Raw genomic sequence first — 14,134 nt, 5'->3', positions numbered from 1 at the left:
GCACCCCGGCCCCCCCCGCCCCGAAGCCGCCCAGACCTTGCTGGCCCTGCTTCACGCCCAGGGTGAAGTGGCACGTCTGAGCGAACGCGAGCAGTTGTACAGTTCTCTGCTCGACAGCGTTAACGCAGTGCTGTGGGCGTTCGACTGGGAGACGCGCCAGGTGCTCTACGTGAGCCCCGCCTACGAGCGCATCTTCGGTCGCCCGGCCAGCCTGGTGCTCGCCGATTACAACGAGTGGCGCGACGCCATCTACCCCGACGACCTCGAGTACGCCGAGCGCAGCCTGGCCCAGGTGCTGGTCAAGGGTACCGTGGAAGACCGCGAGTACCGCATCCTCAACGCCGCCGGCGAAGTGCGCTGGATCAGTGACAAGTGCTACATCAACCAGCCGCGCGAGGGTGACCAGCGGGTGATCATCGTGGGTATCGCCGAAGACATCACCGAGAAGAAGCGGCTGGAAGGCGAGCTGCAGCGCCTGGCCACCACCGATGTACTGACCCAGAGCAGCAACCGCCGACACTTCTTCGACTGCGCCCAGCAAGCCTTCGACAGCGCCCGTGAAGACGGCACGCCGCTGGCTTTTCTGCTGCTGGATATCGACGACTTCAAGCAGATCAACGACAGCTACGGCCATCAGGAAGGCGACCAGGTGCTGCAACGCATCGCCGACGCCGGCAAGGCCGTGCTGCGGCGCGGCGACCAGTTCGGGCGTATTGGTGGTGAAGAGTTCGCGGCGGTGTTCCCCGGCTGCACGGCACAGATGGCCGAGCAGATCGCCGAGCGCCTGCAGCGGGAAATCCAGCACCTGAGCTTCAGCCACGGGCAACAGACCTACGGCGTGACCGTGAGCCAGGGCCTGACCGGGCTCACCGACGAGGACGAGACGCTGGATAGCCTGTTCGCTCGAGCGGATGCCGCCATGTATCGGGCCAAGCGCCAGGGCAAGAACCAGATCGTGAAAGGCTGAGCGGATTACCCACGGCTCACGCGCCGCAAGCAACTCGGTTCACTTCGAAGCGGCGGCACTCCACTCATAGTCAATAGGGCCGCTACGTGGCCCGGCCAGTATCCCCTCTGGCTCCTTTTCCCGACCTTCCTTGAATGCAACTTCAAGAATGTGCCGTTGCTGGTCCGTAATTCCACCCGCCAGGGCGATGGCCTCGGCAGTGTATCGCTTGATCAATGCAGCCTTCCTCGAGCTTGTCGGATATTGCATGGACACCTCTGATACCTGGACAGTGATTTGTGGAGTAAGCGCCCCTACCGGCATTACAAGACGCCCAGCTGGGTCACGGGAGAAACCAAGCGATAGATACAAGGGCTCAGCGCCCGGATCAGGTTGCTGAACTTCAATTTGCGAGCACCTGAGCATCCTGGCGTATTCAATGACAGCTAACAGCGATAGCGATGCCACCAGCCCTCTCAATGGATTCGTCGGGCCTGGGTTACCCTCCAGCAGAATGATCTTGATGCAGTGACTGCTCCGTCGAGGACTGGCATAGCAGAGACCGCAAAGCTCGCGGGCAGACCACAACGAGACGTCGAGCCCCTTGAAATCTCGATCAGTCCAACGTGGCACCTCCTCCCATGGAAAGTGGTGAGTTTGCCTGCCCCAGAGCTGGAGAGCTTCAATAGCACCATGCCCGATAGGTTCGAACCGTACCTTTTCAGCATCAAGCTCTGTACCCGGCGAGCAGGCACCGGTGGAAAATGCTTCGTGAGCGAGCATTCGCGCCTGGGACCGATAGACCTGATAGCGCAGACCACGGTGTCTGTACGTGCTCATCTTCAGCCGCAACCTTCCTGCCATTCCGTTGGTGGAGTGGAGGGAACGCTACGCCTGGGGGACTTGCCTGGATACGAACAACCGTCTGCAAACCCTGTAGGACCAATCCCAAGAATGAATCGCCTACAGCAATGAACAGATCAGGTCGGACGCTCCTCATCTGCTTCGGGCGGGGTTTCTGCCAGTGCCGGATCGTTCAAGGTGGTTTCCGCTTCGTCGGACGCCTCCTGTGCTACCTGGCGCTCGGCCTCCTCGCGCGCCAATGCCTCCGGGTCCACCTTGCGCAGTTGCATCAGCTCCGGCAACCCGAGCTTGAGTAAACGCGCGGTCTTGCTGCTGGCAACCTTCTCCAACCCTTCACTGGGCCGCAACCGTGCCAGCTGTCCCGCCAGGTTCATGGCCAGGATCTCGCGGGAGTAAACGCCACCGCCCAACTGGTACACAGAAGCAATCAGCTCGCGCAGGTTCAACGGCAGGCGCCAGCGAGTGCGCAGCGCCGACCCGAACGGAGCGCCGAATTCGTTGAGCGACAGCTCCACCTGGTCCTCGTCCAGCTCGCCGCCAGCCAGGCGCCATTCCTGCAAGGTACGCAGGACAGCCAGGTCGCCCAGGCAATGCAGCAGGCCAGCGCAGTAGCAAAGGCCCTCGTCCACCTCGACCATGCGCGCCAGGGTACGGGCGTAGTCCGCGGTGTGCAGGGAAAGGCTCCAGTAGTGCGTCGCGTAGCGGGCCAGCAAAGGGTCGCTCAATCGCGCGCTGCGCTTGAGCGTAAGGCCAAGGATGAGGTTCATGCTCTGGGTGCTGCCGAGCTTGTTCAGCGCCTGCAGCAGGGTCTGTACCGGCGACTCGCTGTGCAGCGCGGCACTGTTCGCGGCGGCGATGAGCACGCCGGTGATCTGTGGGTCGTCACGCACCTCCTCCTCGAGCACCCGCAGATTCAGCCCATGGGGGTTGAGGGCACGTTTGATCGCCACCTGCACGTCGGCGAACAAAGGGCCGCCATCGGCCGAGGCGCGGCGTTGTTCGAGGAACGCCGGCAGCTTGAGCCCGGCTTGCAGCGGCGGCACCGGGCAGGCGATCTGCTCGCCGACTTCAAGCAACAGGTTTTCCAGGCGCTTGCGCAGGTTATCCAGGTCGAGCGGCTTGCTCAGGTAGGCGGTGGGGTGCAGCGGCAGCGCCTCGCGCACACTGGCGCTGTCGGTGCGCTCACTCATGAGGATGAACGGCAGGCCAGGTTGCCCGCCCTTGCCGCGTACTTTACGCAGCAGGTCGAGGCCATCGAGCCCGGACAGTTCACGGGCCGCGATGATCAGGTCAGGCTTGGCGGACAACGCATTCAACGCCTGGGAACCATCGGCGCAGACCTGCAGCCGGGCATCGCAGCGCACGCTGAGCAGCATTTCTCGGAGCATGTCACGCACCCAAGGGTCGCCTTCGGCGATCAGCACGCAAGGGGGGACGGGATCGACTGCGCTCATGGGCATTTCTCCAGGCAATGACGCGCGTTCCTTCGCAGCTTCCACGGAATCCTCGTACAACCTTAGCGCCTGATGCCCACAAGCGGCATAAAAAAAACCCGCCGAAGCGGGTTTTTTTCTGACGCGTGTCACATATTTCAGGCCAATTCAGCGAAGCACTCTTCGATGATTGCCAGGCCTTTGTCCAGCAGTGCATCTTCGGCGGTCAGCGGCACCAGGATGCGCAGGACGTTGCCGTAGGTGCCGCAGGACAGCAGGATCAGACCCTTGTCGCGTGCCTTGGCCACAACCTGTGCAACGGCGGCGGCGTTCGGGGTGTGGGTGCCCTTCTCGAAGACTTCCACGGCGATCATCGAACCCAGGCCACGGACGTCGCCGATGATCGGGTGCTTCTTCTGGATTTCGCGCAGGCCAGCGGTCAGACGCTCGCCAACAGCCTGGCTACGCTCCAGCAGCTTCTCTTCCTCGAACACTTCGATCACGGCCAAGGCCGCGGCGCAGGCGATTGGCGAACCGGCGTAGGTGCCACCCAGGCCACCCGGGGCGATGGCGTCCATGTATTCGGCCTTGCCACACACACCGGCCAGCGGGAAGCCGCCGGCGATGGACTTGGCGAAGGTGGTCAGGTCAGGCGCGACGCCCATCTGCTCCATGGCGAAGAAGGTGCCGGTACGGCCAGCGCCGGTCTGCACTTCGTCGGCGATCAGCAGGATGCCGTGCTGGTCGCACAGGGCGCGCAGGCGCTTCATCAGCTCTTTCGGCGCCGGCAGGAAACCGCCTTCGCCTTGGACCGGCTCGAGGATGATCGCGGCGATGTCGCGCGGCTCGGCGTCGTTCTTGAAGATGCGCTCGACCGAGGCGATGGCGTCATCAACGCTGATGCCGTGCAGCTCGCTCGGGAACAGGGCGCGGAAGATGCCGCCTGGCATCAGGCCCATGCCTGCGGAGTACGGCACGACCTTGCCGGTCAGGCCCAGGGTCATCATGGTGCGACCGTGGTAGCCGCCGGTGAAGGCGATCACGCCAGCACGGCCGGTGGCGGCGCGGGCGATCTTCACGGCGTTCTCGACGGCTTCGGAGCCAGTGGTGACCAGCAGGGTCTTCTTGTCGAAGTCGCCTGGGACCAGCTTGTTGATCTTCTCGCACAGCTCGACGTAGGGCTCGTAGGCCAGCACCTGGAAGCAGGTGTGGCTGACCTTGGTCAGCTGCTCTTGCACGGCCGCGACCACTTTCGGGTGCAGGTGGCCGGTGTTCAGTACCGCGATGCCGCCGGCGAAGTCGATCAGTTCGCGGCCTTCAACGTCGATCACCGTCGAGTTCTTCGCGGTATCGACGAAGATCGGGTGGATCTGGCCGACGCCACGTGGAACGGCGGCGATACGGCGTTGCATCAGGGATTCGTTGGTCTTGCTCATAGTGCCCTCAATTGCGCCGGTTCTGCGGCGCTTTTATTCGGGGGTGGCTGGATGCAGGCGTACACAGTATTCGTTGATCGACTGTCACGCATGCCCTGGCCACCAGGTACCGCTATGTCAAAAAGGCCAGCGAGACGTCGCTCTCGCGCCCCGCTGGCAGAGGTAAAACCGTTTACCTGGCGATCAGACGCTGATGCACAGGTATTTGATCTCGAGGTAGTCCTCGATACCGTACTTGGAACCTTCGCGGCCCAGGCCCGAGGCCTTGATGCCGCCGAACGGCGCGACTTCGTTGGAGATCAGGCCGGTGTTGATACCGACCATGCCGTACTCCAGGGCCTCGGCGACGCGGAACACGCGGCTCATGTCACGGGCGTAGAAGTACGAGGCCAGGCCGAATTCGGTGTCGTTGGACATGGCGATGACTTCGGCCTCATCCTTGAAGCGGAACAGCGGCGCCAGCGGGCCGAAGGTCTCTTCCTTGGCGACAGCGGCGGTTTTCGGTACGTCGACGAGGATGGTCGGCTCGAAGAAGTTGCCTTCGATCAGCTTGCCGCCGGACAGCACCTTGGCGCCTTTCGAAACGGCGTCCTCGATGTGCTCCTGAACCTTGGCGACAGCCTTGCCGTCGATCAGCGGGCCAGTGGTGGTGCCTTCTTCCAGACCGTTACCGATCTTCAGCTTGGCGACAGCGGCCTTGAGCTTCTCGGCGAACGCGTCGTAGACACCGTCCTGCACGTAGATACGGTTGGCGCAGACGCAGGTCTGGCCGTTGTTGCGGTACTTGGAGATGATCGCGCCCTCGACCGCCTTGTCCAGGTCGGCGTCGTCGAACACGATGAACGGCGCGTTGCCGCCCAGCTCCAGGGAAACCTTCTTGATGTCCTTGGCGCACTCTTCCATCAGTTGGCGACCGATTTCGGTCGAGCCGGTGAAGGAAAGCTTGCGTACCAGCGAGTTGCCGGTCAGCTCGCTGCCGACTTCGCCGGCGCTGCCGGTGATCACGCTCAGTACACCCGCCGGGATGCCGGCACGGGTGGCCAGCTCGACCAGGGCCAGGGCGGAGTACGGGGTCTGCGAAGCAGGCTTGAGGACCATGGTGCAACCGGCGGCCAGGGCTGGGCCGGCTTTGCGGGTGATCATCGCGGCCGGGAAGTTCCACGGGGTGATGGCAGCGGTGACGCCGATCGGCTGCTTGATGACGATCAGGCGCTTGTCCGGCTGGTGGCCAGGGATGACGTCGCCGTACACGCGCTTGGCTTCTTCGGCGAACCACTCGATGAACGAGGCGGCGTAGGCGATCTCGCCCTTGGCTTCGGCCAGTGGCTTGCCCTGCTCGGTGGTCATCAGGCGGGCCAGGTCGTCCTGGTGCTCGATCATCAGCTCGAACCAGCGGCGCAGCTTGCCGGCACGCTCCTTGGCGGTCAGTGCGCGCCAGGCCGGCAGGGCCTTGTCGGCGGCCTCGATGGCGCGGCGGGTCTCGGCGGCGCCCATCTTCGGCACGCTGCCGATCACTTCACCGGTGGCCGGGTTGGTCACCTTGATGGTCTGGCCGCTGTCCGCATCCAGCCATTCACCGTTGATGAAAGCTTGCTGGCGGAACAACTGAGCGTCTTTGAGCTGCATGTCGGCTTCCCTTTACTGCGAATTATTGATTGTTGAAAAGGCGCCCCCAAAAGGGGGCGGCCGTCAGAAATTCGTGCACCAGGGTGTTCGACGCCTGGGTGCTGAGCGTTTGAAATCTCAAACGGAATGCTAAGCGGGGGTTGGGGTGTTGGACAATAGGCTGTTCGAAAAAAAGAACGAATGGTTGAACACCCTGTCTGAAATTCGCGTCGCCCCCTTCGCGGGTAAACCCGCTCCTGCAGGGTCGGCGATGAACCTGCAGGAGCGGGTTTACCCGCGAAGAGGCCGGTACAGGTTAGCCGATAACCTGTAGGAGGGAGGATCGAGTCAGAACGCCTTGTCGAGGTCGATCACCAGCGCGCGGTAACCCACGCTGCCCGGCTGGCGACTGTGCACTTTCAGCTCCACCGCCACCTCCTGGGTACCACGGCGCACTTCATTGAGCACGGTGGTCGTCAGCTTTTCCGGCGTCAGATAGTTCACCGAGGCCGAATAGATGAACTGGGTATCGGTGTCCGCCCGATACGCCACCACCGAGGTGATCGGGCTGTACCACTCGTCCCCGCGCGCCTTGCCGTACTGCCACACCTGCTCGACCGTGCCCTTGGCCTCGTCGATCCGGTATTCCACCGCCCGGCTGTAGTTGCCGGTCAGCTTGGTCGGCCCGAAGTCACGGCCCCAGCCATTGTCGAACACGGTCAGCGTGCCACGCCCGGTCAGCCAGGCGGTGTGCTGGGTCCAGGACCACTCGAAGCCCTCGCCCAGCGGTTTGAGCACTTTGTCCTGCAAACGTGCCGGCCAACCTTGCGGTGCGGCGAGGATCCACTTCACCCGTTTGTCGCGGCCGATCTTCACCACCCCCTGGTGGCGGGCTGAAACGATGATGCTGTCGTCATCGGCGTCGTAGTCGATGGCATTGACGTGGGCCCAGTTGCGCCCGGTGCCGACGCCGGGGGTATCGCCGAACGGCAGGTCGCCTTCGTTCAGCTCGTTGGCCAACCGGTCGTCCTGTTTCTGCACGCCGTCCGGCAGTTGCAGCGCGGCCTTGCCCAGGGTTTCCAGCAATTCGCCGCGATAGGGGTCGAGAATCTGGTTCAGGTCCCAGAAATCCAGCACGTCGCCCGCCTCGCTGACCTCGATGATGTGGTCACGGATGGAGCGCACGCGCTTACCGTCAGGGCGCCGATAGTCGCTGGTGCCCACGCGTAGCAGGTAGGTGCCGATTAGCGTCTCGCGGATCTCGTGGGAGAAGTCGGCGAACTTGTCCGGCAGGCTGCGTTGCCACACCTGCCGGCCGAGCAGGTCGTACTTGGAGTAGGTCTGGCCCTGGCCCCAGATCAGCTTGCCGTCGCGGGTCTGGTGGAAGCCCATGGTGCCGCCCAGGCCGTCGCGACGATTGGAGTCGTGGATCTGCTCGATATCTAGGTACCAGCGCACATCGCCGTTGCTGTCGGCGATCCAGTTGTTGCCCACCGAATCCCACTCGGCGGCGCCACCCAGGCCATTCCATTTGAAGGCGCGCCCACCGGGGATCTCGGCCAGCAGGTGGTTGAACAGGTACAGGCGCTTTTCGAAACCAGGGGCGACCTTGATCGGCTCCACCTCGGGCAATGCGGCGGTCTGTTTCGCCACCACTGGCAGGCGCACGGCCGGGGCGTAGATCTCGTAACGCTGGCGGATACGCTCACCGTCGAGCTTGTAGCTGACCTCGACCTGGTTGACGTGGTCCGGATAAAGGCCGAACACCGGGATGCCGCCGTAGGTCCACAGTGAACGGTCAGAGACGTCATAGGTGATGTCGACACCGCGCTCGCCCCGGCCCAGCACCCGCACATGGGCACTGGCGATGGCGCGACCTCCGTCGCGGATGATCGCGGTCAGCGGCGCCAGGCGATAGGGGTTGACCACCACGTCGCCCAGCAGGGCTTCGTCGCGATCAGGCACCTTGGCGGTGAGGCAGGCACCTTCGGGCAGTTCATGGGGTTGGGTCTTGGCATTCATGGCAAAGCTCCTTGTGCTCAGAAGTCGTAGCGGGCGGTGGCGCCCACGGTGCGTGGCGTACCCAGCACGCCGGCATAGCCGCCGTTGGCGGAGTTCCACAGGCTGGTGAAATAGGTCTTGTCGCCGGCGTTCTTCACCCACAGCGACAGGTCGAGCACGCCGTCGCCCTGGTCCAGGCGCACGCCGGTGGACAGGTTGACGATGCCGTAGCTGGGGATCTGGCCGTAGTCCGAGTCGTCGATGGTGCCCACCGCCTTGGAGCGGAAGGCATAGCTGGCGGTGACGTAGGGCTCGATGCGCTCGGCCAGCTGCCACTTGTACTGGCCGTTGAGGTTGGCGATGTACTTGGAGGCGCCAACCACCTGGTGGCCGGACAGGTCGCAGGTGGCTGCGGGGTTGGCCAGGCTCACCTCAGGTGGGCACGGTGCATCCTTGTAGTCGGTGTAGCGCACGTCGTTCCATGAACCGTTGAAGTTCACCGTCAGACCCCGGATCGGCAGGGCCGTGGCCTCGAACTCCAGGCCACGCGAACGCACGCTGCCGGCGTTGGCCAGGTACTGCACGCGGTTGGCCTCGTCGTAGACGTTGGCCTGGTAGCCATGAACTTCAGTCCAGAACAGGTTGGTGTTGAGCTGCAGGCGGTTGTCGAACAGGGTGCTCTTGAGCCCGAGCTCGGCGTTGTTGGCGCGCTCGGTGCCCACCAGCAGCGAATCGGTGCCCAGCCGTGGCGCGGCGCCGACGGTGAGGTTGACGCCCCCGGACTTCTCGCCGTGGGACAGGCTGGCGTAGCCCAGCAGGTCGTCAGTGAAGCGGTAGCTCAGGCTGAGCAGGCCGGACGGGGCGAAGCTGTACTGGTTGAGGTCGCCGGAATCGTAGGCCCCCACCCGGCCCTGCCGAGCCGTAGCCGCGGCACCGGCCACCGCGGCACCACCGTAGGGCGCATCGCGGGTAACCCAGGCACTCTTCTCTTCATAGGTGCCGCGTACCCCGGCGGTGAAGTCCAGGCGTTCGGTCAGGTGCCAGGTGCCTTGGGCGAACAGCGCATAACTGTCGGTGTCGATGTGGCCATTGCCGAGGGTGTTCACATTGGCCAGGGCGCCGGCCGGGGTCAGGTTCCAGATATCGGCCTGCGGCCCGTAGTAAGTGAACGATTTGTTGTCCAGGTCCTGCTTGAAGTAGTACGCCCCCAGCACGTAGTCGAAGAAGCCGCCGGTGGGCGAGGCCAGGCGAATCTCCTGCGAGTACTGCTTGTCCCGCACCGACACCCCGGCGCTGTAGAACACCGGCACGTTGAGGCCGTCGTCGTTGCGCGGGGTGAAGTCCCACCAGCGGTAGGCGCTGATGGAGGTGAGGGTGAAGTCGTTGGGCAGCGTCCAGTTGGCCTCTATCGACGTGCCGCCCTGGAATACCTTGACCATCTGGTCGGCGTCGAAGTTGACCTTGCGGTCCTTGCCCGACACCAGGGTCGCCCCGGCTTGGGCGGCCAGGCTTTCGTAGCGGTTCACACCGTTGATGGTCGGGCCGGTGCTGTAGAGGCTGAGGATGCCGTTGTCGGAGTTCTCTTCGTTGTACTCGCCGATCCAGCGCAAGTTGAACGTCTCGTTGGGCTTGAACAGCAACTGCGTGCGAAAGCCCTGGCGCTTGCCGCCGTTGAGATCGTGGCCGTCATGGATGTTCTTCACATAGCCGTCGTCTTCGGTGTGATAGGCACTGATGCGCCCGGCAAGGGTGTCGGCAAGCGGGCCGGAGAAGCTGCCCTGGGTCTGCCAGTAGCCATCCTCACCGAGGGAAGACTGCACGCTGCCTTCCTGGTGGAAGGTCGGCTTGCGCGTGGTGATGTTCAGCACCCCGGCGGTGGTGTTCTTACCGAACAGCGTGCCCTGCGGGCCGCGCAGTACTTCCAGCTGCTCGACATCGAGCAGGTCGAACACCGCCATGCCGGGGCGCCCCAGGTAGACGTTGTCCAGGTACACACCGACGCTGCCCTCCAGGCCATCGCTGGCCGGGTTGTTGCCCAGGCCACGGATGGAAATGCTCGACTGGCGGGCATGCACGTAGGACACGTTGGTGCTCGGCACCAGTTGCTGCAGGTCCTGCACCCGGTAGATGCGCTGGGTTTCCAGGGTTTCGCTGCTCAGCACGCTGATCGGCGTGGGCACGCTCTGGGCGGTTTCCTCACGACGCCGGGCATTGACGGTGACGGTACCGAGCTTGGCCTCCTGCTCGACGGCGGGGGCGCTAACGGGTGCTTCGGCGAAGCTGTTGCCGGCGGCGGCCAGCAGCACGCCAGCCGCCAGGGGCTGCAAAGCGAACAACGATACGCGTGCAGGCCAACGGGAAAGTCGGGACATGCAAATGCTCCTTGAAGGCATGGGCCCTGGCGAGCATTTCCGTTGGCGGAACCGAATCGCGGTCGGACGGGCTTATATTCTTTTAAGAAATATAAATATTTTTAATTCATATTTTGTGGAATAAGTAAGTCCCTTTATAAGGTTCCCAACCCTTCCCAGCAATTGCATTCGACCGAAAGTTTCCATGTAGAAAATGCATATCGACCTGCGCCAGCTCCGCCACTTCATCGCCCTTGTCGAACACCGCAGCTTCGTGGCCGCGGCGGCCGCGGTGAACCTTTCGCAATCGGCGTTCAGCCGCAGCATCCAGACGCTGGAACACAACGTCGGCTGCCGCCTGGTCGACCGCGCCAGCAAGGAACTGGCACCCACCCGCCAGGGGTTGCTGGTGCTGGAGCATGCGCGGCGGCTGGTGCACGGGGCGCACAACCTGGCCAACGAGATCAACCAGTTCAATGGTGCGACCACGGGGGTGGTGCGCTTCGGCTCGGGGCCAGCGCCAGCCGGTGGTTTGGTGCCGCGTGCGGTGGCGCGGTTCGTCGCCGAGTACCCGGCGGCACGCACCTGTTTCCAGGTGGACAACTGGCAGGCGCTGAACCGTCGCCTGATCGCCGAGGAAATCGAATTCTTCGTCGCCGACACCCGCCAGTTCGAGGCCGACCCGGATTACCAGGTGCTCAAGCTCAAGCCCCAGCGCTGGCACTTCTGCTGCCGCGCCGGGCACCCGCTGACCGAGCATGCCGAAGTACGGGCACGGGACCTGTTCGATTACCCATTGGCCACCACGTTTCGCCCACCGAACATCCGCAAGATCCTCAGCGACCTGAGCGGTCGGCAGGACTTTCTGCCCAGCGTGGAGTGCGAGCACGGCTATGCGCTGCTCAATGTCGTGCTGCACTCGGACACCATCGGCATCGCTTGCAGCGCGAATCTGCGGCCGTACCAAGGGGAGCGGGGGTTGGTGGCGTTAGCGTTGGCGGACTTGGCGCCGGAGCAGGAAGAGGCGTTCTACACGCGCTATGGCGTGGTGAGCCGGGTGGGGTATGGGTTGTCGGCGTTGGCGCAGGGGTTGGTCAGGCAGCTGGTGGCCTGTGATACCGAGTTGTAGCAATAGGGGCTGCTGCGCAGCCCTTTCGCGGCACAAGGCCGCTCCTACAGAAAATCGCATGGTCCTGTAGGAGCGGCCTTGTGCCGCGAAAGGGCCGCAAAGCGGCCCCCACGCTCTCAACCTTTACGCGTGGTCCGGCTCAACTGCCCATCCACTCCCACCGGCACCTCTCCAGCCAGCGTCACCCGGCGCACGATGCGCGGCTGGGTGCCGTAGTCGTCCACCGCGTAATGCTGCGTCGCGCGGTTATCCCAGATCGCCACGTCCCCCGCCTGCCAGCGCCAGCGCACGGTGTTCTCCAGGCGTGTCACGTGCCCTTGCAACAGCGCGAACAGGTGCTGTGAATCGGCCAGCGAATAACCCTTGATGCGTTTGACGAAGTGCCCCAGCTGCAAGGCTCGCTCGCCGCTGATCGGGTGCACCCGCACCACCGGGTGCTCAGTCTCGTACACCGTCGAGGTGAACACTTTGCGGTAGCGCTCGAGCTTGGCCGGGTCGACGTCCGGCTTGACGCTGGCATAGTCGTATTCGTTGCTGTGCACCGCCCACAACGAATCGGCCAGCGCCCGCAGCGGCTCAGGCAGTTCCTGGTAGGCGGCGGCGGTATTGGCCCAGACCGTGTCGCCACCCGATGCCGGTGCGACCACGCTGCGCAGGATCGAGGCCTTGGGGTAGGCATCGACGAAGGTCACGTCGGTGTGCCAGGAATTGGCCCGCTGGCCTTCGGCGCCATCGAGCTGGAGCAAGTAACTTGTGCCGTCGACCACCGGCACGGTGGGGTGGGCGATGGGCTCGCCGAGCAACTGGGCGAAGGCCTCCTGGCCTGTGTCGTCCAGGTGATCCTGGGCGCGGAAGAAGATCACCTTGTACCGCACCAGCGCGGCCTGGATGGCCTCGATAGTGGCGGGGTCGAGGCCGGCGGACAGTTGGATGCCACGGATCTCGGCGCCTATACGCCCGGCGACGGGCTGGATGTCGAGTTCGAGGGCTTGCGGCGCGGTGGCCAGTGCGGCGTTGCTCATGGTCGTGCTCCTCACGGTTTCTTGTCGGGGTTCGGGTTCAGCGGGCGGCCTGGGTGGCCTGGTCCTGTTGCAAGGCGGCGTCGAGGAAGCGTGGCTCGATCCAGTCGGCAACCTGGAAGCCGCGGCGGATCAAGCGCTCCTTGGCGGCCAGGTCCACGCCCTGCTGCAGCAGGCCGACGAATTCGGCATCCAGCCGTGGGTCGAAGTAGCGGGCCAGGTTTTCCTGAGCCAGGTCATCGCGCAGGATCGCCCGTGGCCAGTTGGCCTGGGCCGACACCAGGTCCACGTAGGCGTCGCGGTTGTGTTCGTTCTGCAGCCACCTCACTGCTTGCTGCTGGGCAGTGACCAGGCGCTGCACCAGGTCGGGGTGCTGGCGGATGAACTCGCCGGTGCCGATCAGCACGGACTGGGTACCACCGGCACCCTTGAGATCGCGGGAGTTGACCGGCAGCTCGACCAGGCCACGCTCACGCAGCGACAGCAGGTTGGACAGCCCCCAGGTGGCGTCGATCTGCTTGGCGGCCAGGGCGGCGTTGGCGGCGTTGAAGTCCAGGTTGATCACCTTCAGCTCACGCTCGGACAACCCCTGGCTGGCCAGGGCGCTGGCGAACGACAGCTGGTTGGCGGTGCCGCGGAATACCGCGACGCGCTTGCCCTTCAGATCCTGCAAGCTGTGAATACCCGAGCCAGGCACCACGCCCAGGTAACTCTTCACCCCACGCACGCCGGCAGACAGCACGCGGGTGTCGAGGCCATTGGCCTTGCCGATGATTGCCGCCAGGTCACCCAGGTAGGCGAAGTCCGCCTGGCCGTTGGCCAAGGCTTCATTGACCACGGGCCCCGCCCCCTTGAAGAAGTGCCAGTCGATGCGGATGCCATCCTTGGCAAATTCCTTCTCAAGCAGTTGCTGGTCGCGCAGTACATCGACCACACCGCCGGCGCTGGGCTTGCTGCCGGCGCTCAGGTCCGGGACGGCGATACGGATCGACTCGGGCTGGGCAGCATGGGCAGCCAACGGCAAGGCACTTAGCAGGCCGGCCAGCAGGGGGGTGAGCAGGTGGCGGATTCGGGCTTTCATGGCAATGCTCCTGGGCAGGCTGCCACCGGCGATGGCCGGCGCTTTGGCCAGAAGCTAGGCAGGTCGGGTTAGAACCTACAAAGATCAAAACTTCATTTTTTAGTAACCAGAAGACATAAACCAGGTGACACGCGGGGCGCCGGACGGCTTGCAGCGCATGCATGGAAAATATGAGGAAAACGCAATGCCTTGGGGCTTTCGCATGCAGCAGGCGCATGTTCTTATCTCTTGAATATCGTTTATGAGAATTTTTAATTCCATAAGCGAAT

General features: G+C 63.9%; 10 protein-coding genes. 2 read left to right on the top strand and 8 right to left on the bottom strand.

Features of this window, described 5'->3' with window-relative positions; translation table 11 throughout:
• A partial coding sequence (locus P5705_RS19600; RefSeq protein WP_431196967.1) for a GGDEF domain-containing protein occupies positions 1–967 on the top strand: 967 nt, incomplete at its 5' end.
• Positions 968–1,006: 39 nt separating this feature from the next.
• Here the strand turns inward: P5705_RS19600 and P5705_RS19595 are convergent.
• From P5705_RS19595 to P5705_RS19570, 6 genes are all read right to left on the bottom strand, one after another.
• Positions 1,007–1,786, bottom strand: a complete 780-nt coding sequence (locus tag P5705_RS19595) for a hypothetical protein (protein WP_277462614.1) — start codon at positions 1,784–1,786, stop codon at positions 1,007–1,009.
• 140 nt (positions 1,787–1,926) lie between these two features.
• Positions 1,927–3,264, bottom strand: a complete 1,338-nt coding sequence (locus tag P5705_RS19590; protein WP_277462613.1) for a response regulator — start codon at positions 3,262–3,264, stop codon at positions 1,927–1,929.
• Positions 3,265–3,401: 137 nt separating this feature from the next.
• Positions 3,402–4,679, bottom strand: coding sequence for a 4-aminobutyrate--2-oxoglutarate transaminase (gene gabT, locus P5705_RS19585; RefSeq protein ID WP_277462612.1), 1,278 nt, complete (start codon positions 4,677–4,679; stop codon positions 3,402–3,404).
• Positions 4,680–4,862: 183 nt separating this feature from the next.
• Positions 4,863–6,305, bottom strand: coding sequence for an NADP-dependent succinate-semialdehyde dehydrogenase (gabD, locus tag P5705_RS19580; protein ID WP_023632033.1), 1,443 nt, complete (start codon positions 6,303–6,305; stop codon positions 4,863–4,865).
• Between the two features lie 327 nt (positions 6,306–6,632).
• Entirely contained in the window at positions 6,633–8,306 is a 1,674-nt protein-coding gene (locus P5705_RS19575; protein WP_277462611.1) for an aryl-sulfate sulfotransferase, read from the bottom strand.
• A 17-nt stretch (positions 8,307–8,323) separates the two neighbouring features.
• Positions 8,324–10,657, bottom strand: coding sequence for a TonB-dependent receptor (locus tag P5705_RS19570; RefSeq protein WP_277462610.1), 2,334 nt, complete (start codon positions 10,655–10,657; stop codon positions 8,324–8,326).
• Positions 10,658–10,850: 193 nt separating this feature from the next.
• On the opposite strand from P5705_RS19570, the gene P5705_RS19565 reads away from it, so the two are divergent.
• Entirely contained in the window at positions 10,851–11,765 is a 915-nt protein-coding gene (locus P5705_RS19565; RefSeq protein WP_277462609.1) for a LysR family transcriptional regulator, read from the top strand.
• A gap of 116 nt (positions 11,766–11,881) precedes the next feature.
• Here P5705_RS19565 and P5705_RS19560 read toward each other — a convergent pair whose 3' ends face one another.
• Together P5705_RS19560 and P5705_RS19555 are read right to left on the bottom strand one after the other, a co-directional pair.
• The gene (locus P5705_RS19560; protein WP_277462608.1) at positions 11,882–12,787 is read right to left on the bottom strand and encodes a TauD/TfdA dioxygenase family protein; all 906 of its coding nucleotides are present in this window, start codon (positions 12,785–12,787) and stop codon (positions 11,882–11,884) included.
• Positions 12,788–12,824: 37 nt separating this feature from the next.
• Positions 12,825–13,865: an ABC transporter substrate-binding protein gene (locus P5705_RS19555; RefSeq protein WP_277462607.1), complete on the bottom strand. Its 1,041-nt coding sequence runs from the start codon at positions 13,863–13,865 to the stop codon at positions 12,825–12,827.
• Positions 13,866–14,134: the final 269 nt, after the last annotated feature.

Origin of the sequence: Pseudomonas entomophila (genome assembly GCF_029478665.1) — a bacterium.
Taxonomy (GTDB): Bacteria; Pseudomonadota; Gammaproteobacteria; order Pseudomonadales; family Pseudomonadaceae; genus Aquipseudomonas; species Aquipseudomonas entomophila_F.
The sequence above is the reverse complement of the archived record's forward strand: the minus strand, read 5'-3'. Positions and strand labels throughout refer to the sequence as shown.

Excerpts from the sequence above, each read along its gene's own strand:
- P5705_RS19560 (WP_277462608.1), bottom strand. The coding sequence starts at position 12,787 with ATGAGCAACGCCGCACTGGCCACCGCGCCGCAAGCCCTCGAACTCGAC.
- P5705_RS19590 (WP_277462613.1), bottom strand. The coding sequence starts at position 3,264 with ATGAGCGCAGTCGATCCCGTCCCCCCTTGCGTGCTGATCGCCGAAGGC.
- P5705_RS19555 (WP_277462607.1), bottom strand. The coding sequence starts at position 13,865 with ATGAAAGCCCGAATCCGCCACCTGCTCACCCCCCTGCTGGCCGGCCTG.
- gabT (WP_277462612.1), bottom strand. The coding sequence starts at position 4,679 with ATGAGCAAGACCAACGAATCCCTGATGCAACGCCGTATCGCCGCCGTT.
- gabD (WP_023632033.1), bottom strand. The coding sequence starts at position 6,305 with ATGCAGCTCAAAGACGCTCAGTTGTTCCGCCAGCAAGCTTTCATCAAC.
- P5705_RS19570 (WP_277462610.1), bottom strand. The coding sequence starts at position 10,657 with ATGTCCCGACTTTCCCGTTGGCCTGCACGCGTATCGTTGTTCGCTTTG.
- P5705_RS19595 (WP_277462614.1), bottom strand. The coding sequence starts at position 1,786 with ATGAGCACGTACAGACACCGTGGTCTGCGCTATCAGGTCTATCGGTCC.
- P5705_RS19575 (WP_277462611.1), bottom strand. The coding sequence starts at position 8,306 with ATGAATGCCAAGACCCAACCCCATGAACTGCCCGAAGGTGCCTGCCTC.
- P5705_RS19565 (WP_277462609.1), top strand. The coding sequence starts at position 10,851 with ATGCATATCGACCTGCGCCAGCTCCGCCACTTCATCGCCCTTGTCGAA.